The following is a 22,914-nucleotide window of genomic DNA, read 5'->3' as shown; positions in this document are numbered from 1 at the left end:
GCAGCCAAATCGTCAGAAAGCACGCTTGGCATGTGCCCTAACTACAGTTACCATTACAACCATGCCTGATGACCTTGAGTACGCCGAGCCGGTCGGCGCGGGATACGGATCCCGCCCGGTCTCGGTCGACCTCGTTCGGGGTCAGAGGCTGACCGCGGTCGCGTCTTCGGGGGGAGACCGCGCGGTGCGACGACTGGCTGGTCCACGGCGCGACAGGGTGTGGCCCGCGGACCAGCTGGCCAACGCCCAATGGCCGGACAGCCACCGCATCCTGGTCTGCAGCCTGGCCGGCGGCGTAGGCCGTACGACGCTCGTCGGGCTGATCGCCGGCACCCTCGCTTCCGCGCTCCCCGCACAGCAGCACGCGATGCGTCGGCTCGTGGTGGGCGAGGTCGAACCGGACACCGTCACCACGATTCGGCGGAGGTGGAAAGGCATTAGCCCGCTCGTTGACCTCCAGGACCGAGCGGGAGTCCCGAGCGAGACCTCCGGGCTAGCCGTCCTCGACGTTTCCGCTGGCCTTGCGCCCTGCCTGCGAGCCGTCACCGCATCGCCCTCGGCCGCCGTTGTGCTGGTCGTTCGTCCGGACCAGCACAGCCTGAACGATCTCGCCTCGGCGCTGGCCTGGCTGCACTCGACGGGTGAGCTTCCTCGTTCTCGGACCGTGGTCGTAATCAACGACCAGCTGGGGTCGTCAGACCGGCGAAGCCGGGCGACCGCCACCGCGCTGGGTATCCGCACCACCACCGTCCGGCGACTGCCGGCGGATCGATCGCTCGGACCCCTCGGGTCGCTACCGCCGCACGGGCAGCTGCGACCAAGTCTTCGCCTGATCCTCACCCAGCTGTGTCTCGACATCCACCGCGTCACCATCCCGCGCTGACCCGCCCATCCCCTCCGGAGGACCCATGCCCAGATTCGTCCGCCTGCTCACCATCGGCTACGTCACGCTCGCCGGCGTCCTGACGCCTACCGTCGCTGTCGCCGCACCCAAGGGCGGCAAGAACGTGGTGGAGGGCCCGGACATCGCCGCCGGGGCGCAGAACGCCCCCGGGAGCGCTGCGATCGGCGACCTGATCAACACCATCGGCTTCTACGCGATCGTCGCCTGCCTGGTCGGCCTGCTGCTCTCGGGGCTCATCCTCGCCATCGGGCCGCGGCTCGGCTTCCACCAGGCCAGCACCGTAGGGAAGGTCGGGATCTTCGCCTCGCTCGGCGTTGCGTTCCTGGTCGGGATCTCGGCAACTCTGATCAACTTCTTCTACAACGCCGGAGCATGAGCCGAGGCGGTACGCGAAGGAGAGCACCGTGGCCCAAACCTCCCGTCGGACTGTTGCCGTGATCGTCGGGCTGGTCGTCGTGCTCGGAGTCGTCGCCCTCGTGGCCTACACGGCCGGCCGGAGCGGGACCGCCACGCCGCCGCCCACCACTCCGCAGACCCCGGCGACCTCCGCGGCTCCGACCCCTTCGCCGAGCCCGAGCTATTCCCCGACGAACCAGCAAGGGTCGCCCGAGCCGGCGCTCACCACGGGCAACGTAACCACCGCCGCCGGCGGCCACACCACCGGACCGGACGGAGTGCCGCTCGGCTACGCCCATGACCGGTCGGGCGCCATCGCCGCAGCCACCAACTACCTGATGTGGATGAACTCGATCCGGATCAAGAACGCAACCACTGCCGCCAGCCTGGCGGCCGCCACCACCACTGACGCCGCGGCCAAGGGCAAGCTCGAGGCGTCCTTCGCCGATCTCCGCTCCGGCATGTCGTCGCTGAGCGAGGACCAGCCCGAGCCCGCGCGTGGCGCCTACGCCGTCCGCTCCTATTCCGCCACCGCGGCGCGCATCTACATCTGGGCGCCCGAGGTCACCAAGGACTCCGCTGGAGTGACCGACCAGGTCTGGCCGATCGTCGCCATCGACCTCACCTGGGCGCAGGACGACTGGAAGCTCGACGGCGCACTGATCTCCGCCACCGGCGGCGCCGCGGCCGACCCCACCGACCCGAGCGGCAACCCGACGCCCGCGGAGAAACACTCCATCCTGTCGCGGACCCCTGCCGATCCGGGCGAGATCACCGACACCGCCCGACAGACCTGGTTCGAGTATGCCGACGCGCCGCGGTAGAACCGCGCTCGTCGCCGCGGTGACGCTGCTGCTGGCGACCGGCCTGCTGGCCTCGGCAACTCCGAGGGCCGAGGCCGGCCCGTCGACGGACGAGCGCCGAGTGGTGGCCGAGCAGGTCGCCGCCGATGTCTGCCGGTCCGTACCGGAGATCCCCAAGCTGCCGAGCACCGTGGACGCCAACAAGGTGTGCCGATCGGTGATCGTCGAGAACGTCGACCCAGACGGCGACAACAGCGGTATCCGCGCAGCCTGCCAGGCCGCCCTTCCCGGCCCGGCGCGTGCCGCCGTCCCGTTCTGCGCCGAGGCTCTCGACAGGCTGCTCGACCCGGCACGGACGCTGTTCCTGGACAGGATCGCCCCGACCGCGCAGAAGCTGGCCTGCCTCGCCACCTCGCCCGGCGCCTACGATTGCCTCACCCAGCAGGTGCACCTCTGGCTCGAGCAGTCCATCGTCAGCCTCTGGCAGGGCCTGTTGACCGTCCTCACCGGGAACACTGCGGTGATCTCGTTGCTCGACGGCTGGCGCAACGCCGGGATCGTCTCGCTTTACAGCGACATCGGCAGCGTCGGCGCCGTCCTGCTGCTCGGCGTGCTGCTGATGTCCTTGATCATCTCGGCCATTCGGTTCGACTTCCGCCAGTTCGGCAACACGATCCTCGGCGTTGTCGTCTGGGGACTGTTCTGGTCCGGCGGGGTGAGTGCGGCCGTGCTGTTGATGAAGGCGTCCGACGAGATCTCCCGTTGGCTGGCCGGACGCCCTGACGCCACGGGCCACACCGACCTTGACCGCGCCGGCCAGCGGTTCGCCAGCTGGATCGAGTACATCTCCGACGCGACCGGCTCGCTTCCGCTCACCCCGTCCTACGAGCCCGGCAGTCTCACCGCGCTGCTCGTCTGCCTGTTGCTGATCGCCGCGATCGTCTCGACCCTAATCGCGCTGCTGATGCGCAATGTCGGTCTGCTCATGATCATCATGGCGCTGCCGCTCAGCCTGGCCGGCACCGCCGGACCACGGATGAGCCGCGAGTGGTTCTCCGCGGCCGTCCGGATGTTCGTCGCACTGCTGCTCGCCAAACCGTTGATCGTGATCGCGGTCAGGCTCGGCGCGGTGATGGTGTCGGTCCCGAACGTCGGCGAACCCCGGGCAACGTTCTCCGACGCACTGCTGGGCGTGGCGATCATCCTGGTCGCGGCGCTCCTGCCGGGGGTGGTCTACCGGTTCTCGGGAGGCCTGATGAACACCTCGGCCGGTTCCGGTCCACGGTCCGGCGGAGGGCTGAGCACGCAGACGGCGCAGTCCGCGCAGTCGACGATGGACATGACCCGGATGATCATGGATCGCAATGCTCCACGACCGGCGCTCGCCGTCGGCTCGGCCCGCGGGACAACTGCGGCCCGGACCGCGGGCGCCGGTGCCGGGGCCGCGGCCGGCCCGATCGGCCTGGCCGCCGTCGGCGCGGTGCTGGCCGCCGGCGCGCTCGAGTCCGGTGGACGCTGGATGGCCGGCCACGCCGCCACCGGCGGCGGCGTCCTCGGAGACGTCGAGGCGCCCCATGTGCCATCGCCGCCGATCTCGCGCGCCCCCTATGGCTCCGGAACCCCACGTACGCAGCCACAACAGCAGCCGGCACAGCCGGCCGCTGGCGCGTCGCAGCGCCCGCAGACCGCGGTGATCACCGTGCTCCAGCATCCACCGGCGGGCGCGGGCCGACCCGCACTGACACGTGACGACCCGACCAGCGTGATCATGCCCGGCACCATCGTCGAACCGACCAACGAGCTGCCGACCGCACCGCGTGCCCTGCCCTCGAAGGCGAGTGATCATGACTAGCCGACAGGTCCGCTTCGGGCCGCGGGAGTCGCGCGGCTGGCTGCTCGGGATGACGACGCCTCAGCTGCTGCTGGGCGTCGTGGCGGTCTGGACGACGACCCGCATCTTCGACACCGACACGGGAGCGGCCGCGCGGGCGGGTTGGATCCTGCTCGCCGCCGTCTGCCTGATCGTCGCCTTCCTTCCGCTGCGCGGACGGACGGTGGTCGAGTACCTGCCGGTCGCCGTCAACTACTGGGCGCAGCGGGCCAGCGGCCACGACATCTACCGAGGGGGCGTGTTCCGGATGTCCCGTGACGATGCGGCTTCGATGTTCCTGCCCGGGGACCTCGCCCACCTGCAGCTGATCACCTTCACCGTCGCCGGCAGTGACGAGGCCGAGATCGCCGTGGTCCACGACTCCCACCTCAAGACCTACACCGCCGTTCTCGTACTCGAGGGTTCGACCTTCGCGCTGCTGGAGACGACGGTGCAGACCGCCCGGGTCGACGCCTGGGGCACCCTGCTGGCCCAGCTCTGCACCGAGGGCAGCGCGATCGCCCGCCTGCAGATCCTCGAGCGGACGCTGCCCGACTCCGGCGACGCGCTGCTGCGCGACTGGACCCGGCGCGGTGTCCACGACGGATCCCTGCAGGCTGCCAACTACGAGCAGCTGCTCGCCGCGGTCGACGGCTCGACCCAGGCGCACGAGTGCTTCGTCGCGGTGAGCGTCGACGCCCGTCGGGCCGGCGCGGAGATCCGGCAGGCCGGCGGCGGGCACGAAGGCGCCGCCGCCGTGGTGCTGCGTGAGCTGGACAAGATCGCCGACGGGCTGAGGACCGCCGGCGTCCGGGTGGACGGTTGGTGCCCGCCCCGACTGCTCGGTGAGGTGATCAGGACCGCCTACGATCCGGCCGCCCGCTCGATGGTGCAGCGACGTGGCGGCGGGACGGCGGACACCGTCGGCGGCGACATGGGCTTGCCGTCCGGCGTCGACCCGAGGGTCTGCGGGCCGATGCGGGCCGAGAACGTCTGGTCGCACTACCGCACCGACTCCGCCGTCCACCGCTGTTGGTGGATCCTGCAGTGGCCGCGTCAGTACGTCGACTCCGGCTTCCTCTCGCCGTTGCTGCTGTCCAGCCAGCACCGGCGGACGGTGTCGATCGTCCTCGAGCCGTTGGGCCCCAGCCGGGCGAACCGCCGGGTGACGCTACGACAGTCGGGGGTGACCTCGGAGGCGGCGCTCCGGCAGCGGTTTCGGCGCCGCACCACCCGGCGGCAGGAGGTCGAGGCCGGCGACGTCGACCGTCGCGAGGCCGAGCTCGTCGCCGGTCACGGCCTGTACCGGATGCTCGGGTTCCTGTCGGTCTCCGCGGCCGACCTGCCCACCCTGGAGGCGGCTTCGGGAGAGATCGAGTCGTTGGCGCAGCGTTCGCAGCTCGAGGTGGCCCGGATGTCCGGCGAGCACGACCAGGCGTTCGGGGCGGCCGCGTTGCCGCTGGCCAGAGGTCTCCGGTGAGGCGCCGACCGACCCCGCTCGCGGACGGGCGATCTGATCTTCCCGTCACAGCCCCGAGGACGCCGTGGCGGACGCAGCAGCCCGTCCCGCAGACCGACAACCCGCTCTCCGACGTACTCGGCGCGCTGGATCTCGCGCCCGCCGGCCGCGGCCCGCGTGGACCCCACGCCGGTCGTGTTTTCCACCGGATGCACCTTCGCGCGCAGGAGGAGACCACCGCCCAGGTGGCCGGCACCTACCCCTTCGTCGCCGAACGCGGTTTCACCGCCGACGGCGCGTTCATCGGCCGTGACCGGTTCACCCGCGGCGCCTTCCGGTTCGACCCGTTCGAGCTCTACCGCGCAGGCCTGCTGCCGAACCCGAACGTCGCGATCTTCGGCACCATCGGCTCCGGCAAGTCGTCGCTGATCAAGACCCTGGCGCTCCGGCTGCTCGCCTTCGGGGTGCGGTTCATCAACCCAGCCGACACCAAGGGCGAGATGGCCGCGATGGCCCGGGCGGTCGGAGCGACCCTGGTCCAGCTCGGACCGGGGATGGGCAAGGCCCTGAACCCCCTGCACGCGCCGGCCCGTCCGCCCCACGTCGACGAACGCCGCTACATCGAGCTGATCGAACAGCACCGGCTGCTGCTGCTCAACGCGCTCGGCGCCACCGCCTCCGGCCGGCCGCTGAGCGCCCGTGAGGAGACCGGGGTAGAGCAGGCGCTGGCGCAGCTGACCCGTCAGTCCGACCACGTCGCCGCGGACCGGATGCGGCAGCCGAACCTCACTGAGTTCTGCGAACTGATGCTGAGCCCCACACCGGAGATGGCCGCGGCCATCCCGGTGCCGCTCTCGGTGCTGGCGGACGACTGCCTTGATCTCGCGCTGCGCTTCCGCGCGATGGTCAAGGGATCGTTGAAGGGCGTCTTCGACGGCGAGTCGGTCGAGGTGGACTGGGACCGGCCCGGGGTGGTGATCGACATCTCGCGGATCCGGGCCTCCGACGCGGGCGTCGCGCTCACCATGACCTGCGCGCAAGCCCTCGTCGACCAAATCCTCACCTTCACCGACCACCAGTGGGTACGGCTGCTCGACGAGTGCTGGCGACAGATCCGCTACCCGCACATTGTCCGCAGGATCTCGGAAGGCCAGAAGCTCGCCCGCGGCGACGACGTCACGTCGGGCTCGGCGACCCTGATCTCGCTGCACCGCATTTCCGACCTGATGGGCGCAGCCCCGGAGGTGCGCGACCTTGCCCTCGGTCTGCTGGCCGACTGCTCGACCCGAATCATGTACAACCAGGCCGACGACCAAATCCCGTTGACCCGGACGACGCTCAACCTGACCGACGTCGAGTCCGAGCTGCTGCCGAAGCTGCCGCAGGCGACCGCGCTCTGGAAGGTGGCGCAGCGTTCGTTCCTGGTCGACCACACCGTGCTGCGGGACGGGCTCGAGTGGGACCTGATTCAGACCGACTCACGGATGGGCAGCCACAAGTACGAGTCGATCCACAACCCTGATGCGGCGATGGCGGAAGAGCTTCGCGGCTCGGGGGTCGACGGCTCGGAATCGTTGGGGAGTTAGCGATGTGGCGTTGGTACACAGCTGAGGACCGCCGCCAGGCTGCGGCGCTGATCTTGCTGTTCGCGGTCGGCGGCATGTTCGTTGCGGCGCTGTCGCCCATGATCACCGGCCTGCTTCTCGCTCGCCTCTCGTGGGTCGGAAGTCCGATCCGGTCGCCGTGGATCACCTCCGCGATCCGCTTCTGGCAGCGCCCTTCCCGACCGGATCTGATCTTCGGAGGCAGCGCCGAGCCTGTTCTGTTCTGGGCCGTGACCGCACTCGTGATCATCGCCCTGTTGGTCGGCTACGGCTGGTTCGCCGTCACCGCCTACGGACTGACGGCTCCGCTCGGCGCTGGCTTCGCCTCACGTGCCGATCTCGCACGAGACCTGTCGTTGGGCACCTGCCGTGCTCGGTCGAGGACGACCCGGCCCGATCTCGATCGGCGTGGGCGACGACGGGCTGGTGCGGGCACGATCGGGATTCCGTTGCACCGCTCGGCGATCGGCGGCAGCGCCCTCTGGCTGCCGTTGGAGAACGCGACCGGTGTGATCGCACCACAGCAGTCCGGGAAGACGCTGATGGACCTGCTGCACAAGGTGCTGGCCGCGCCGGGAGGTTTGATCGTCACCTCGACCAAGCTCGACCTGTTCCTGCTGACAGCGCGCGCCCGGGAGCGCGGCGGCTCGAGCGTGCGGGTGCTCGACCCGACCGGCGCGGTCCGCTGGCCGGCCCGTGTCCGCTGGAACCCGATCCGTGGCTGCGAGACGGTCCGCGCTGCGAAGCGCCGCGCCCAGGCGTTGCTCCGGGCAACCGCCGGCGACGGGCTCGACGGCGCCGCGGGCAACCACCACTTCTTCGAGCGTCGGGCGGTGGACGTGTTGACCGCGTACCTGCTGGCCGCCGGCATCTCCGGGGCGTCGGTGCCGGAGTTCGTCGGCTGGTGCCAGAACGACCTGGGGACCGAGGCTGCCACGATCCTCCGCACCCGGCCGGAGTTCGCCGCTGTCCGCCGGACGCTCCAGCAGGCTCAGGGTGTGGTCGACGAGACCCGGTCGGGCATCTGGGAGACGATCCGCGACTCGGTGGCCTGTCTGACCGATCCCGAGGTGATCGAGAACACGCTGCCCGGCCGGGGCTGGGACGAGTTCGACCCCGAGGACTTCATCCGCGGGGGCGGGACGGTCTACGTGATCGGGTCGGAGGACGACGCCGCATCGCAGGCTCCTCTGATCACCGCGTTCGTTCAGGACGTGCTCGACACCGCTCGACGGATGGCGATTGCGGGCAGCGCCTCAACCGGCCGCGAGCGGCTCACTCCCCCGTTCAGCGCCGTGCTCGACGAGATCGCCTCGATCTGCCCGCTGCCCGATCTGCCGGACACCTTGTCGGACTCGGCCGGCCGCGGGGTGCTGATCCACTACGCGCTGCAGTCGCCGGCCCAGGCGCAGGCCCGGTGGGGCAAGGCCGCCGCGACGCTCTTCGACAACACGACGGCGCTGACCATCTTTGGCGGGCTGAAGTCGGAGGAGACGCTCAAGTGGGCCTCGCTCCTGGTCGGCCGGCGGCTCGAGGAGCGACGGAGTCGTCAGACCGGCAGAGGCTGGACCGACATCGGGTCCATGCACATCGGCAGCGAGAGAACGGACATCCTCGACCCCGCAGCCGTCCGACAACTCCCGCGCGGCCGAGCGCTCCTGATCATGCGCTCAATGCCGGCGGCGATCGTTCGGCTCGTCCCGGCCTGGAAGCGTCCGGACTGGAAGCAGCTGCAGGCTGACGCAGGGGCGGTTCGGGCCGGGGAGGGTCGGCCGGTCGAAGCTACGCCTCCGGAGATCGGGGTCGCCGCATGAGTGAAGACGACTTCGACCCGTTCGACGAGCCCACCGACTTCTTCGGAGGCTCAGCTCGAGGCGAGAGCGAAGTCGAGAAGCTGCGGAAGGAGGTGGAAGCGCTCCGCACCGCGGTCGACCAGCAGCGCCGAGCGATCGAAGCCATCGACACCGTGCTCGGCAAGCTGATCGACGTCCGCGAGGGCAAGCTCAAGCGAGCGCCCTGGTGCTACCACGAGCCACCGCCGATGAAGGACGTCGACGTCCTCCCGACCTGGGTCGCCTGGTTCAACCTTCGATACGCACCGCTCGACCAGAACAAGCGCATCCCCTACTGCTGGCAGGAGCACCCTGGTCTCGCCGCGGAGATCGCGACGCTCGCGGTGAGTTGGCAGCGAGCGTTCCATGACGCCAAGGCGAACTCCGACGCCGCCCAGATGTGGCACGACCGGTGGCTACCGGGTTTCCAACAGCGAATGCATCTGTGGATTCCTGCGAACTGTCTCGACGATGACCATGGGATTGACGAGCGCCGTACCCACAGTTTGCAAAATCGACAAGCTTAATCAGAGCCGATCTGGGTAGCCACCCCCGACGGCGAGCTCAAGCTACATGCGCAAGCTTGGTCCCCTCGGTTGGAATGTCCTTTCGATGCGCATCTTGCGAGCCAATTGAATAGCAGACGAATCAAGCGGGCTGCCGGGACTTTCGCGACAAATCAAGGCAAGTTTCCGCAGTGGTACAGGAGGCTCTTGACCCGTGTCTTCCAGATTATTAATCAGCCTCTCGACGTAGGGGCCGACCTGCTCACCAGTTGGCCGTGCCGTCCTCGTCAGAAACCTGACCAGTTCTCTGCGCGATTCTTCAATTGGTTCAACATATCCGTGCTCAACTGGAAGCACGCGCGGCCGATCATCATTCTCGGCCGACCGAGGGGGTGCAATCATCATTCGTCGACCCAATTCGACCACGGAAGCCGAAGCAATGAGCCCGGCGGCAGACGCAACAGCACTAATGGCCTGACCGCTGCTGATAGACCCGGTCATGGACTCCACTGCGAGCACCGACGCCTCCTCCACCACAGCTCCGGCCGCCATCACCGAGGCGATCGGCACAATTTCTCGAGCGTGCTTACCGAGCTGCTTTGCTACAGCAGCTAACGAACCGCCAGATGACTTGGGATCGATCTTTTTGACCTGCCGCTCAATCCGAAGAACCGCGTAAATCATCTCTTGCTGAACGTTGCGGATTAGCACCGTGGGGTCGGAGACAGAACGAATAGCGCCGATTTCACCTATCGCGTCCATCAAGGATTCAGCAAGTCTAGTGGCAGGCGGCGGTGGTGGGGTGACGTAACCGCAGGCTTGAAGGATTGCCGCGAAATCTTGAACACCAACCTCCGCCAAACTGACCCACGAGGCCCAATTCTTCTCGCGGATTCCCAAGTGCGATCCCGAGACCAGCGAATCCCAGAAAGATTCATCGCGCTGAATCGCTCGCATAGTCTGGATCAAGCTAAGCAGCCTGAACTGGAGATCTGAGCGCGCAAGTATGAGCTCGCGCTCAGCAGTGAGGGGGACACCCTCAGGCGCGCGATCCCTCAACCGACTCTCTGCCTGATGCAGGCGACGAAGTGCTATCCGAAGCTCAGACTCATCGCGGTTCAGACCGCGGGCTCGAGAGAGATCGGACTCGAAGTAGCCCGTACCGCGAGCACCAGCCATGCGTGTCCCGTCTCTATCGCCATCGAAGGCAACCATGATCTCACCACCTGCAACGCGAGTTGACTCTCGTCCAACCGGACAGTGTGTGGCTCCGGCGCGGCTGACCCGCGTCGATGGGTAGAGCGCGGAGACTGTCGGCGTGGCTCAACGCGTAGAGGTATTGCTCGAAGACGACCTGGACGGATCGGAGGCGGCGGCGACCGTCGAGTTCGCGCTCGATGGGGCGTCGTACGAGATCGACCTGTCTGAGGTGCACATCGACGAGCTACGGGCGTCGTTCGCGCCGTGGCTGGAGAAGGCGCGACGCACCGGAGGGCGGCGTACGCAGCCGGACGCTCCCGCGCCAAGCCGTAAGTCGAGCGGCTCGACGCGGACCGACCCGGCGCAGACCGCGGCGATCCGGTCGTGGGCGAACGCGAACGGGCATGAGGTCAGTGCTCGTGGCCGGATACCGGCGAAGGTTCAGGAAGCCTTCCAGGCCGCGCACAGCTGACGGTCCGGTCGACCGAACCCGGTCCAGCGACCGCGCTGCCCTCGGCTCAGCGGGTCAGACCGCGGCTCGACTCGATCGACCGGTTGGCTGACTCGACGGGCTCGAAGCCTGCTCCTCGCGCCTCGGCGGCCGGTTCCGCCCCTTCGGCGACGAGTGGCGCCCGGTGGTTGAACATCCGGCGGGCTACGTCCGCACTGTCGCCCTGCAGTATCGGCCGGTCGAAGTCCCGACCGAGCAGCTCGAGTCGGTGGGTCTTCAGGTAGTGCCCGACCAGTCGCGTCTGCTGCTCGGAACTGAGCCGGCTCCAGCGGGAGTCGTCCGGCAACGGAAGCGCATCGGCCAGGAACAACCATTCGCCGCGCATCGTGCGGTCGACCGACGTCCAGGCTGCCCGAACCCGCTGCTCGAGCGGCTTGAAGCCGTCGTGGTTGCGGACCTCGACGATCGACGGCGGCACGAGCCCGGTCTCGCCTGCCGCGAGTCGCCGGTCGAGGTCGTTCATCACGGTCTGGTGGGCGGTGACGAGTGGGATGCCGTCGCGGCCGATCAGCCGGCGGACCTCGCCCGTGGCGAGGGCCCGCGCGACCTCCGCGTCCTCGCCGGCGGTGATCGCGGCGAGCGGGTGGCGGGCGCCGACCATCTCGTCAACGATGGTGTCGTAGCAGCGTTGGTACCAGTGCCGGGTGACGTGGACGCGCAGCTCGTCGCCGTCGAAGCGATCATCGGCGGCATGACGAACCGCGCGTTCGATCGCGCCCCGACGTAGGGCCTCGACGACGTGCACGACGGCCTCGGCTGCGTCCGCGTCGGCCCGCTTCCGGACCGCTCCGGCGGCCTGGAGCGTGCGGAGCGGCTCGAAGTCCGGCTGGAGTCGGCGCAGCAGCGCGGCGGTCTCCTCGGTCTGCTGGGCGTCGACCGGCTCATGCGGCAGCCCGAGTGAAGCACGTAGCCCGTTCATGTAGGCGTGCACGTACCAGTCCCGGAGGACACGACCGGCCGGGTTGTGCCTGATCGACCCGTCGGCGCCGAAGCGGGTGACCTTGATCAACTCGCGGGAGCGCTCTCGACCGGCTTCGAGCGCACGCCGACGCAGCTCGGACAGGTCCGTTCGAGCCGCCTGCTCGGCATCGTCACGGGTCCCGCGAACGACGGTCTCGGCGACAGCGCGTTCCACGGCTCAGTCCTCGAACCTGGCGACGTCGATCCCGAACTCGTCCAGGATCTCCTTGTCCGACATGGACTCGCGGAGCTCGCCCAGCGCGGCGTCGGCCTCCGCACGCGACCTGCACGCACGCTGCCGCAGGATCTCCGACGGGTCCCAGGCCGGATGCTCGAACTCCTCGGCGGCCGTCGGCTCGGGCTCATCGTGGTCGGCGTCCATGCGGATCCTCATCTCCCTCGCGTCAGAGCAGGCAGGTTCGCCGGCTCGGCTCGAAACTCGCGATCGGTCTGGGTGGGCTGGCCCAGCTCCTGTGCCCATCGCGCACAGTTCAGCACGGTCGCCAGGCCGGTGCTCTCGGCCAGGACCTGCGGGTGCCGTCGACCGAGGTCTGCGGCTGCTTCGGTCGGATCGATGCCGAGCCTGCCGGCGATGTGCAGTACGAAATCGATGCGCTGGTCGCGCGGGACCCGGTCCGCCCAGTCGCTGAGATTGCGATAGGCCAGGAGAGCCCGTCCCGGATCGTCCGGTGGACGCTCCCCGGTTCTCCGGTCTGCCAGCATCCACGCGGCGCCACGAGCACCCACCAGGATCTCGACCAGTCGCTCCGGACTCCCTTGCTGAAACGACGCCGGATCCTCTCCAGACGGCAGCTCGGCGGCGACCACGGCCAGGTGCCCGGAACCGGCCAGGGCCGACCAGGCACGTTCGACTGCTTTGACACCCGCGTCGTCGCCGTCGAAGGCCAGGCAGACCGTCGCGCCACCGAGTTGGCCGGCGAGCGCTCGACCGTGGTCGTCGGTGAAGGCGGTCCCGCAGGAGGCGACGCCGACGAGCCGTTTCCTCGAGGCCACCGAGGCCAGGTCGACGGCCACCGCGTCCAAGGCCCCCTCGCAGACGACGGCACGTGCTCCCCCAGCGATCTGACCCCAACCGCCGGCTCGCGTGTAGAGCACCTCGTGCTTGTGGAAGATCGCCGTCTCGGGCGAGTTCAGGTACTTCGGAGCGTCGATGGGGGCGTCGGGTCCGACGCGGGCGGTGAAGCCGACGAGCATGCCGTGGTGGTCCCGGAGCGGCAGCGTCAGACGGTCCCGGAAGCGGTCGATGAGCTGCCCGGTCCGGGCCCGGCCCGCGACGCCGGACTCCTCGATCCGAGTGTCGGTGTACCCGAGACTGCGCAGGTGATCGACCAGCGTCGTCCAACCCCTCGGCGCGTAGCCGATCTCGTGGCTGCCGACGGCCGCTCCGAGCCCGCGGCCCTCGAGGTAGCCGGGGACCCACGAGCCCGCGGCCCTGCGACGGAAGAACTCCTGGGTATCGGCGACGACGGCCAGCAGCACACGGTGATCGACCTCCGCGGGCGCCGTCGCCTCCGCCCGGCTACGCAGCGAGGCAGTTCGTTCGGCCGCCTCTGAAACCCGGTCCGCGAGCGCGCGAATGACGTGATCATCGGTGTGGTTGGTCTGGGTGGAGTCGATCAGCGCCTGGGCAGCTTCGACGACGCGCTGACCGGTGCGGCTGACGATCTCGGTGATCGGCACGTGCTCGACGGCGGCGAGCGGGTAGGCCCAGTGCGCCACGTAGGGGAACGAGAAGTCGTCGGAGCGAACGCCGTGGCTGCCCATCACCACGAAGGCGACGGACTCGGCCTCCACTTCGACGACGCCGCGACACTGCTCGGCTTCGCCGTCTGCGTGCAGGAGGACGTGGCCGAGTTCGTGCGCGAGGGTCTTGGCCGCCTGGGCACCGGTGAGGTCGTCGCGCACCCAGACCTCGCGTCGCTCGACGTCGGTGAGCCCGTTCGCCTCACCCAGCCTGTCCGCATCGCCGCGGAGCAGGCGGTAGCCGCGGGCGGACGTCTCGGCCACCAACGCGTACCAGAGCCCGGCGGGAGCGTCGCCGTCGAGCAGCCGGGGCTCTGACCGGCTGGGCAGCGGAGGTCCCTCGGTCTGCGCGATGTCGAAGACGGCTGCGGACCGGAAGCCGACGATCTTGCGGTCTGCACGGCTCCGCCCGTCCGGTTCCGCGTCAAGATCATCGTCGTTGCTCGTGACCCGCTTCGAGACGGGGGCCAGCACCTTGATCGACTTCTCACCGCGTCGGACCTGACGTCCCGCCGCCTTCCAGGTCGAGTAACCGGCGACTGCCGTGGCATCCGGACGCTGCGACGTGATCAACATCAGGTTGCGGAAGCTGTAGCGGTGCAGCCGACCGGCGAGGTCGAGCCAGTCCTGCCAGTTCTGGCCGGTCTCGATCGACTTGACCGCGGCCAGCAGCCGGGCGTGGAGTTCATCGACGCCCGGCGTCCGGCGAGCGTCTTCATCGGGCACGGTCGGCTCAGACGCGTTCGAGTGCGCGGATCTGCGACGCCTGCCGGTCGATCTGCTCCTGCTGCAGACGGACGGTCTCGGTCAGGTCGTCGAGCTGGTTCTGCAGCTGCTCGATCACGAAGGTCAGGTCGGGAGCGCGGCGGGCTCTCGGGGTCGGGACTGTCGGCGACTCGGAAGTGATCATGGTCTGGTTCCTCTCGGGTGGGTGGTCAGAGGTGGCGTGCGTGAGCTCGGTGGACGTCTGGGGGCGCTTCGTCGTACGCGACCGACGGCCCTTCGAGTTCGGCCAGAAGGCGTTGCGCTGCCGCCGGCTCGGGTTCGGGTTCGTCGTGGTGTCGCGCCGCTCTCGTCGCTTCGGTCCAAGCCTCGTGCTGCCGGGACCGAAGGGCTGGCTCCGGACCCAGCGGCGACGGATCCGTGATGCCGTAGACGGCGCGGTAGCTGACGACCTGCCGCAACGCCTCGGGCCGGTTCGGTGCTGCCTCGAGATCGGTCAGCCACTGTGGACCGTCGCGTTCGGTCTCGGCGGCCAGGTCTCTCACGCGCTCGGCGAGCTGCCGGTACCGCTTCGGCAGGTAGTCGTCCCAGGGTGCCTCGAGGTGCCGGGCCGGCGGTGGTGCCAGCCAGGTCGGTACGGGCCGCTCGGTTCGCCGCTCGCCAGCTGACATCAGCCGGTCGATCCGGTAGGCCATCACCTCCGCCTCCGACCGGGCATCCGCCCAGCCGCTCAGGCTTTCGGCCCGCCGGAGCAGCTCCGTCACCGACCAGCCATCGGCCTCCGCCCGGTGGAGTCGGCGGGCCACGTACGGCCAGGCGGCATCGGCGGTGATCCCAGCGCGGACGGACTCCGCGGCGGTGGCATAACGGGTGCCGACGCTCACGCCGAGCGCGTGCTCGTACTCCACGGCCATCCGGCGCAGGTCACCCGCGGCCGCCAGCGACTCGCGGATCGTCTCGGCCGCCGACAGCTCGACACCGGTGCGCGCCAGGACGCCGCGGAGCACGTCGGCTGCGCTGCCCGACACTTCGGGCAGATGGTCCGGTCCCGGCTCGGTCATGATCGCCACGTAGAGCCTGGTGGACTCCCGCGCCCGGGTGAGGCCGACGTAGAGGTCCTCCCGTGCCATCCGGGGATCGACGAGGAGGTGCGCGCGGTCCACGGTCAGCCCCTGCGACCGGCGGATGGTCCGGGCGTAGTCGAGCTCGACCTGGGCGCCGACGTAGTCGGCCGGAAGGGTGACCTGCCCGCGGTGCCGTCGGTGGACGGCGGTGACCGTTCCGTCATCGCCGACCTGTTCGACCCGCCAGGAGTCGCCGTTCTTGACCCAGTCGCGGCCCGAGTGGACCAGCAGCAGGCGTTCGTTACGGCGGGTGGTGATGTGGTCACCCACCCCCGCGACCGTCCCGTCCCGCAGCGCGACGCCGTCCGCCGCCACCTTTCCGGCCAGCACCCGGTCGGCGCGGGCTCGGGCGTTCAGGGCGGTCACCTGACTCGCCGAGGGAGCGAGCAACAGGCTGTCGCGGCCGGCGTCGAGGTCGGTCAGCCAGGCGACATAAGCCGCGTCGGGGACGGTCTCGGTGGTGCCAGCGACGACCCGGTCCTTGGCGAGGTAGAAGGCGATGGCCCGGACGTCCCCGCGACGGACCTGCAGCGTGACGGCGGCCTCGGCGGAGTCGGCGAACCGGACCACCTGCTCCATCCGGACGGCGCCGACGTCGTGGGCGATCTGGCGGATCACCCCACCGGCTTCGACCGCGCCGAGCTGCTGGTCATCACCGACGAGCCGGACGACCGCCCCGGCTGCGCCCGCCCTTGCGACGAGACGGTCGAGCACCAGGGTCCCGGTCATGCCGGCCTCGTCGACCAGTATCAGCGTTCCTGGTCGGACGTCCGGCCGGTCGTGGTCGAACTTGGCCGCAGTGTCCGCCGGGACGCCGATCTCCGAGGCGAGGACGTCGGCCGCTGCGGCGGAGGGCGCCAGCGCGATCACCTCGTGGCCGGCCGCGGACCAGGCATCGGCGACGGCGCGCATCGCCGTGGTCTTGCCGGCCCCGGCCGGCGCGAGCGCCAGCTGGGCCCGTCGGCCCGACAGGCAGAACGACCGAACGAGCGCGCGCTGACCGTCGTTGAGCCTGCGGGATCCGGTCCCGGCCCGATCGACGGCGGCCCGGACGATGTCGCGATCGAGCGTGATCGCGTCGCGCTTCCGAGCCGCGGTGACGATGCGTTCCTCGGCGTCGAGGATGGTTCGGGTGGTGAACCGGGCCGAGCCGTGCTCGACGAACACCGACAGACCGTCGGCCCGCCGCAGCTCGGCGGGCTCGGCGACCGCGCGCGGGGTCTCGATCCGGATGCTCCGGTCCGGGGCCGTGGCGAGCTTCGCGATCTGCTCGACCAGACCATCCCGGTCGTCGGTGGTCGCCCACCGCGACTGCCGGTGCGCCTCGGCGCGGACGTGGTGGATGGCCCAGGTCGACCGCTCGCTCGCGAGCACGTTCAGGACGGCGTCGGCCAAGGCATCGACGTCGACGGCAGAGCGGTCGGCGCGATGGCCGAGCGCGGCTGACTCGATCGCAGCCGAGATCCCGGGGGTCCCGAGCACGCGCTCGGCCTCGACGCGCCAGGCACTGACCATCTGCTCGAGCGAGCGTCCACGCTGCTTCTCGGGTCGTTCGGAGAGCGTCGCCTGCTGGTAGAGGCTGAGCCGGGCGGGTTCGGACGGTTCGCGGCCGTGGGTGGCCCGGTAGTCGCCGAGCTGGTCGCGGTAGATGCCCTCGATGCTCAGCCGACGCTTTGAGAACTGCCTCAGCAGCGCGGGCAGGACGCCGTCGATCTCGCGGACCGGCCGGCGCCCCTCGCCGTCGCCGCGCTCGGTGAACCGGACGCCGAGACGGGTGCGGAGCTCATCCTCGATTCGGGTGTTGTAGCGCTCGGAGAGCGAGACCGCTGCGGCGAAGAGTGCCCGCCCGTCGAGCGAGCGCCACTTGCTGTCGGCGCCTCGCACCTTGTTGGAGACGGCGACGTGGGTGTGCAGGTCGGGGTCTCCGGCGCGCGAATCCCAGTGGTCGAAGGTGGCCGCCATGACCCCGGTCGTGTCGATCTGCGCCTGACCCTCGGTGCCCGTGCGGGTGAACGCGGCGTTCGACTCCAGCCAGTGGATGGCGTCAGCGACGGCGGCTCGGTGAGCCTCGTGGATCTGTCGCCGCGTCTCGGGTGACCCGAGACCCCAGAGCACCGACACCGACTTCACCGGCGTGAAGACGAAGTCGTAGCCGGCCACCGCGCTCCGGGACGTGCCGCGGTCGACGGCCTCCAGTTCGACCGGATCGACCGGCAGACGGCCGGTGCGGCGCTCGAAGTCCTCCGCGGCCACCCGCTGCCGGATCGTCAGTCGCTCCTCGTCGGTGAGGCCTCTCCCGATCGAGCGCTCCTCGGCTCGGTACGCCTCCGCGAAGGCAGGGTTCAGGGTCGCGGCTCGGCCGTAGACGGGGAAACGACGACCGAGACGAACGGCTCGGTCGGCCTCGTCGGCGCTGAAGCCGTCGTGGAGGAGGCCCTGTCGGACCTGGTCAGCATTGGGGTGCCGACCCTCACCGAACAGCGAGCACATCTGTTCCTCAGTTACCTCGCCGGCGACGCCGAGATCCGTGGCGAGCCTGCCCGCCCATCGGCCGGGCGGCTGACCGGCGGCCGCGTAGTAGCCAGCCAACGTCTCGCCCGGCGCACGCTGGGCGTCGTGAGCGGCCACCGACCGGATCAGGTAGAGGTAGCCATCCCCAGCGTGCAGCACGTGGATGGTCATCATGAAGGTAACTGTAGTTACCACTCAGAGGGATCTGCAAGAGGTGTAACCGACTTGCGACTCTTCGAGATCGCTGCGCTGGCTGATGAGAGTGGGGGGGCGGCCGGCGACGTCGACACACACTGGTCCGGGTGAGCCGGTAGAGGTGTATGGCGCGGGTTGTCGGTAGCCGCTTGATTGTTGCTGCGAGCACGTGGGTCTGTGTCCTGGCGCCCTCCGGTCGACGCCTGTGGGGCGATGGCCGTCCCGCGGTGTCGGGAAGGGGTTGGTGATCATGGAGGTGATGTATGACCGGGTCGCCGGGCTGGATGTCGGGAACGACTCGGTCACGGTGTGCCTGCGGACGCCGGGTGCCCGGCGGGGCCGGCGTGCGGAGACGCGGACGTTCAAGACGACGTTCGGGTCGTTGCGGTTGATGCGGGACTGGCTGGTCGAGGCCGGGGTGGAGATCGCGGCGATGGAGTCAACCTCGACTTATTGGTAGCCGCCGTACTACTGCCTGGAGGAGGTGATGACGGTGTGGCTGCTGAACGCAGCCCACATGAAGGCTGTCCCGGGCCGTAAGAGCGATGTCCGCGACGCGGAGTGGATCGCGCAGCTGTTGGAGCACGGGTTGTTGTCGCCGTCGTTCGTGCCGCCGCCGGAGATCCGCCGGCTGCGGCTGCTGACCCGCTACCGCGTGCAGCTGATGGGTGATCGGACCCGCGACACCACCCGGCTGGAGCTGATGTTGGAAGACGCCAGCATCAAACTGTCCTCGGTCGCCTCGAGTCTGAACACGGTGTCGGCGCGGGCGATGCTGACTGCGATGATCGACGGGCAGACCGACCCGCTGCAGCTGGCCGAGTTGGCCCGCGGGCCGATGCGCCGCAAGATCCCCGAGCTGGCCCAGGCGTTGACCGGCACCTTCGATGCCCACGATGCCCAGCTGGCCAAAGCGCTGCTGCGTCGGCTGCAACTGGTCGAGGACGCCCTGGCCGAGCTGGACGCCGTGATCGTGGAGGCCTGCCGGCCCTGGCAGCACCAGATCGACCTGCTGATGACGATCCCCGGGGTCGGGCCGAAGGTGGCGCAGGTGATCATCGCCGAGACCGGCGCTGACATGACCCGGTTCCCGACCGCAGCCCATCTGGCCGCCTGGGCCGGCCTGGTGCCGGCGATGAACGAGTCCGCCGGCCGGGGTCACCCCGGCGGGGAAGCGGCATGGCAACAAGTGGCTGACCGCGATGCTGGTCGAGGCGGCCGGATCGGTCGGCCGGATGAAGTCGAAGAACTACCTGGCCGCGAAGCACGCCCGCCTGACCCGCCGCCGCGGGATGGGCCGGGCCCAGGTCGCGGTCGCGCACTCCATCCTGGTCACCGCCTACTGGATGCTGATCCGAGACGAGCCCTACCGCGACCTCGGCCCGGACTGGCGCGAAAAGCGAAACGCCGAGGCCCACGCCCGCAGGCTCGTCGCGCAACTGGAGAAGCTCGGACACACCGTCACCCTCGCCCCGGCCGCCTGAACCCTGGCCCCACTTCGGCGTCGGTCACCACCGGCGCCGCTTCAGCCTGCCCGTCACGGTTCATTCACGGGTCTGTGAACGCTTCTCGGATCTTGACCTGAGTCCGACGCGCACTGCCGTCCCATCTCTCCTTCCCGACGGCGCCTGACGCGGGCGGAACCTGGCGTACTCCTGATGCCGGCCGGAGATGACCGAGTTCTCGACAGACGCCTCAGTGATACCGCGATCAGGTCTAGATGCGAGTAGAACGATCTACCTCCGAGCCAAGCGGGAGACGCAAGATGAGTATGGCGAGGCAAGCGATCACGCGCCTGACGACCGCGGCTGCAGCCGTGACCCTCGCAGGTGCAGCCGCGTTGGGATCTGCGCAGGGCCCAGTGCGAGCACCCTTCCAGGGGGCGGCTGCACGTCGGGTAGCTACTACACCCACCCTGGAATGGAGGTCGGCAGCATCAACAGGCTCAAGGTGTATGTCGACGTGGCCTGGACAGCGAACGCGGGTTGCGTCATCACCTCTGAGAACAATCACTGGACCGTTGGGCAGGGCAACGGTCCTGACATCAGTGTGGCCCATCACGAGAGCTACTGGCAGACGTGGGCGGGCCAGAGCCACGGAGAATTCGAGACTGACTATCAGTTCAAGGTTTGCGAACCAAGCCAAGTTGGAATCACCTGCTCCTACCCGTGGATACACGTCTTCGTCTACGGCAACGGGGATTCGCACTCGAGTCACTCCTGAGTAGACATTCGTAGTTGGCGCCAGATGACGCGCACCAACGCCGCCCTGGAGGTTAAACGACGACAATGACTGGCCCCGGATTTGGAGGATGATCACGCGGGCGACCTACGTGCTTGAATCGCTCGGCAAGAAGACCTCAGTGAGACGTTCATAGTCCGCATCGTCGTAGGCGGGCGGCCCGTTCGTGGATATGGTCGTCGTGTCCCACGCCCGTGGGCCGTCGGGACGGGGTGTGAGAAGCACCCCGACCGTCCACGGGTAGATCGGACCCTGGGCGCCGGACTGCTCCAGAAAGGTCTGGCGACGTAATAGTAGCCACGAGCGGTAGAAGTCTTGGTGGTAGCCGGTTAGCTGTGACATGGTCGTGAAGGTCACCTGTAGGGCTCCATGGTCGAGATAGAGAATCCGGTGCTCCATCCGGTGTCCCTCCGGCACCGCCTCGGCACAACGAATCAGCCGCTGCAAAAGAAGTCTGCCTAGCTCGGCTCGCGCTCCGACCGCTACTCGGTCGATGTGGGATAGAAGCCGGATGCGGTCGGCTTCTTCTCCAGCGAAGTCAGTGCTGGCAACGTCCTCAAGTATCTGCTGGAAGATGGCATGCCCGAGCCGGTCGACCGACGCCACCGGATCGCGGGGAAGTAGGGGCGTCGTTGTGGGCTCGGCGTCGGTCCCAGAGATCCAGGTCGGCAAGGACGCTGGCGGGGCCAGCGCATCCTTCTCTGCAAGGTCGAGATACCGATCGGTCTCGGCGCCGAGCTCGAGAGGTTCTACTTCCTCGGCGACCCGATGAAGGTAGTCGACGATAGCTGTTGCGGAGCGCAGTTGGTCCCAGAGAAACTCCCAGTCACGGCGGGTCAACACAACGCTGGGGCCTTTGAGGTCCGGCGCTGGAACGACACCGGTCGGTGGAGGGTTCGGGTGGTCGATCACGACGACAGGGATCCAACTGACGGTGCTGCCATGAATCCTCACAGTGCGCCCGCGCAGGTTGGTCAGGTCGACAGTGGGGTTCTGTAGGGTGGTGCGGATAGTTCCGTGCGCCTGCCGGAGCCCGCGGGCAGCGTTCTTCAACATCCATCTTGCTGCCTTGTCCGGACTGTCGCCGGTGACGCCTCGGGCTTTGACTTGAAGGCTGACGCCACGGCGACCGGCGAAGATCGTTCCATCACCGAGTTCGCGGATTCCGCTGCCCTTCGGGACGATGACTGGCCGAAGCACCAGATCAGCGAGGCCCCACCTGCCGGCGGCGGCCCGCGTAGCTTCCTCGACGGCCACCCCATCTTGGCTGAAATTCAGGAGGTCTCGCGCTGGTGCGATCTCGCGGCCCACGACGATGCCGTTGTCGACGATCCGCATGTACACAAGCGTGCCGTCGTCGTTGAGGTAGACGGCCATGCCCCTGTCGGACTCGGCGATGGCCGATCTGACCTCGGCTTCCTCCTCCCGACCGTTAAACTTGACGGGTAGCCATACGGCCTCCCGTTCTTGGGGAAAGCGACGTGCCAGCGCCCGGAGCAGATCTCCGTAATGGCGATCACTGACCGACCGTTCCAGTCCTTCAATGAGGTGCCTTGTGATAACAATCAGCCTATGCGAGCGATTGGCGAAGTTGTCATCAGGGTTACACGGCTGCGGGAGGGCATTCAAGATCACGTCGAATGACACATTCGGGTTCCCAGAGAACGACGCCCCATAAGAGCCTGCGCGAAGCATAAACCTCGCTAAACGCTTTGGCTGATCGAGCGCGCCCGCCGGATCGACTGCAGTGCTTTCGATAGAAACGCCTTCCGGAAGCACGGGCTCTGGATCTGCCCGAGAGGCCCATGCAGTAAACAGTGTGCGTACTTCCTTAGATGCCTCCCAGGCCATCACCGCTTCCAGCCCGGCTGCGAGGTGCGCCATGTCTCGGGCGACAGTCCGAACAGAATTAGCATCCGCCTGCATGTATTCGGCGAAAGGCTGGAAGAGCCGGACGGTGCGGACCTGATCCGGGCGTAATCCTGTAAGCTCGTCCTGGTTAATAAGGGCGTCAAATTCTTCGGCGCTCGACAAGATCGGCATCTTGTGGTGGCTGGCCTCCACCAAGCGAACTGGATGGCAGACGTGGTTCGCGGTGGCCACGACGCAGGCGTCTAGTGCGTTCTTGATCTCCCGCACGAAAGTGGCCATGGCGCGGTCGGCCCCCCGTTTCAGGGCGTCATCCGGCTCGAAGCGACACCACAGCTCACGGACGAGAGGTTCGGGCGACTCGACCCACGCAGAGAAGGGGTCACTGGCCCGCATCGAGTTCCAGAGGGCGTTGACTAGCGCGCGACTTGCTTGTGCGCTT

The 22,914-nt window shown here is 68.6% G+C and carries 19 protein-coding genes; 12 read left to right on the top strand and 7 right to left on the bottom strand.

Features of this window, described 5'->3' with window-relative positions:
- The first annotated feature begins 61 nt into the window (after positions 1-61).
- From FHX74_RS02305 to FHX74_RS02270, 8 genes are all read left to right on the top strand, one after another.
- On the top strand, positions 62-883 hold the full coding sequence (locus tag FHX74_RS02305) for a hypothetical protein (RefSeq protein WP_182558451.1): 822 nt from the start codon (positions 62-64) through the stop codon (positions 881-883).
- Between the two features lie 25 nt (positions 884-908).
- Positions 909-1,280, top strand: coding sequence for a DUF6112 family protein (locus FHX74_RS02300; RefSeq protein WP_182558450.1), 372 nt, complete (start codon positions 909-911; stop codon positions 1,278-1,280).
- 28 nt (positions 1,281-1,308) lie between these two features.
- Entirely contained in the window at positions 1,309-2,124 is an 816-nt protein-coding gene (locus FHX74_RS02295; protein ID WP_182558449.1) for a hypothetical protein, read from the top strand.
- On the top strand, positions 2,105-3,955 hold the full coding sequence (locus tag FHX74_RS02290) for a hypothetical protein (RefSeq protein ID WP_182558448.1): 1,851 nt from the start codon (positions 2,105-2,107) through the stop codon (positions 3,953-3,955). The genes FHX74_RS02295 and FHX74_RS02290 overlap by 20 nt, the downstream gene beginning before the upstream one ends.
- Positions 3,948-5,453: an SCO6880 family protein gene (locus tag FHX74_RS02285; RefSeq protein WP_182558447.1), complete on the top strand. Its 1,506-nt coding sequence runs from the start codon at positions 3,948-3,950 to the stop codon at positions 5,451-5,453. Before FHX74_RS02290 ends, FHX74_RS02285 begins: the two co-directional genes overlap by 8 nt.
- A gap of 188 nt (positions 5,454-5,641) precedes the next feature.
- Entirely contained in the window at positions 5,642-7,018 is a 1,377-nt protein-coding gene (locus FHX74_RS02280; protein ID WP_182558446.1) for a conjugal transfer protein TraC, read from the top strand.
- A gap of 527 nt (positions 7,019-7,545) precedes the next feature.
- On the top strand, positions 7,546-8,850 hold the full coding sequence (locus FHX74_RS02275; RefSeq protein WP_182558445.1) for a type IV secretory system conjugative DNA transfer family protein: 1,305 nt from the start codon (positions 7,546-7,548) through the stop codon (positions 8,848-8,850).
- Positions 8,847-9,395 (top strand): hypothetical protein, encoded by a 549-nt coding sequence (locus tag FHX74_RS02270; protein WP_182558444.1) that lies wholly within the window; start codon positions 8,847-8,849, stop codon positions 9,393-9,395. The genes FHX74_RS02275 and FHX74_RS02270 overlap by 4 nt, the downstream gene beginning before the upstream one ends.
- Before the next feature lie 42 nt (positions 9,396-9,437).
- On the opposite strand, the gene FHX74_RS02265 is transcribed toward FHX74_RS02270, so the two are convergent.
- Entirely contained in the window at positions 9,438-10,343 is a 906-nt protein-coding gene (locus FHX74_RS02265) for a hypothetical protein (RefSeq protein ID WP_182558443.1), read from the bottom strand.
- Between the two features lie 349 nt (positions 10,344-10,692).
- Between FHX74_RS02265 and FHX74_RS02260 the strand changes: the two genes are divergently transcribed.
- Complete coding sequence (locus FHX74_RS02260) at positions 10,693-11,046, top strand: histone-like nucleoid-structuring protein Lsr2 (RefSeq protein WP_182558442.1); 354 nt, start codon at positions 10,693-10,695, stop codon at positions 11,044-11,046.
- Positions 11,047-11,092: 46 nt separating this feature from the next.
- Here the strand turns inward: FHX74_RS02260 and FHX74_RS02255 are convergent, their stop codons facing one another.
- Positions 11,093-11,830: a hypothetical protein gene (locus tag FHX74_RS02255; RefSeq protein WP_182558441.1), complete on the bottom strand. Its 738-nt coding sequence runs from the start codon at positions 11,828-11,830 to the stop codon at positions 11,093-11,095.
- On the opposite strand from FHX74_RS02255, the gene FHX74_RS02250 reads away from it, so the two are divergent.
- Positions 11,825-11,986, top strand: coding sequence for a hypothetical protein (locus FHX74_RS02250; RefSeq protein WP_182558440.1), 162 nt, complete (start codon positions 11,825-11,827; stop codon positions 11,984-11,986). The genes FHX74_RS02255 and FHX74_RS02250 overlap by 6 nt on opposite strands.
- Positions 11,987-12,223: 237 nt before the next feature.
- Here the strand turns inward: FHX74_RS02250 and FHX74_RS02245 are convergent, their stop codons facing one another.
- The 4 genes from FHX74_RS02245 to mobF are packed head-to-tail and all read right to left on the bottom strand — an operon-like array spanning position 12,224 to position 18,341.
- Complete coding sequence (locus tag FHX74_RS02245) at positions 12,224-12,427, bottom strand: hypothetical protein (RefSeq protein WP_182558439.1); 204 nt, start codon at positions 12,425-12,427, stop codon at positions 12,224-12,226.
- 8 nt (positions 12,428-12,435) lie between these two features.
- A complete protein-coding gene (locus FHX74_RS02240; RefSeq protein ID WP_182558438.1) occupies positions 12,436-14,535 on the bottom strand; it encodes a toprim domain-containing protein in 2,100 nt (699 codons plus the stop codon).
- 7 nt (positions 14,536-14,542) lie between these two features.
- Entirely contained in the window at positions 14,543-14,719 is a 177-nt protein-coding gene (locus FHX74_RS02235; RefSeq protein ID WP_182558437.1) for a hypothetical protein, read from the bottom strand.
- Positions 14,720-14,744: 25 nt separating this feature from the next.
- Complete coding sequence (gene mobF, locus FHX74_RS02230; RefSeq protein ID WP_182558436.1) at positions 14,745-18,341, bottom strand: MobF family relaxase; 3,597 nt, start codon at positions 18,339-18,341, stop codon at positions 14,745-14,747.
- Between the two features lie 271 nt (positions 18,342-18,612).
- On the opposite strand from mobF, the gene FHX74_RS19765 reads away from it, so the two are divergent.
- Positions 18,613-18,822, top strand: a complete 210-nt coding sequence (locus FHX74_RS19765) for an IS110 family transposase (RefSeq protein ID WP_220483382.1) — start codon at positions 18,613-18,615, stop codon at positions 18,820-18,822.
- Between the two features lie 15 nt (positions 18,823-18,837).
- Positions 18,838-19,947 (top strand): IS110 family RNA-guided transposase, encoded by a 1,110-nt coding sequence (locus FHX74_RS02225; protein WP_268925876.1) that lies wholly within the window; start codon positions 18,838-18,840, stop codon positions 19,945-19,947.
- Positions 19,948-20,690: 743 nt separating this feature from the next.
- Here FHX74_RS02225 and FHX74_RS02220 read toward each other — a convergent pair.
- Positions 20,691-22,754 carry a hypothetical protein gene (locus tag FHX74_RS02220; protein ID WP_182558435.1) on the bottom strand — a complete coding sequence of 688 codons (2,064 nt, stop codon included), beginning with the start codon at positions 22,752-22,754 and terminating at the stop codon, positions 20,691-20,693.
- Positions 22,755-22,914 lie beyond the last annotated feature (160 nt).

This window comes from Microlunatus kandeliicorticis (assembly GCF_014137855.1).
In the GTDB taxonomy this organism is placed as follows: domain Bacteria; phylum Actinomycetota; class Actinomycetes; order Propionibacteriales; family Propionibacteriaceae; genus Microlunatus; species Microlunatus kandeliicorticis.
Note: the sequence above shows the minus strand (reverse complement) of the source record. Positions and strands in the feature narration are given on the sequence as shown.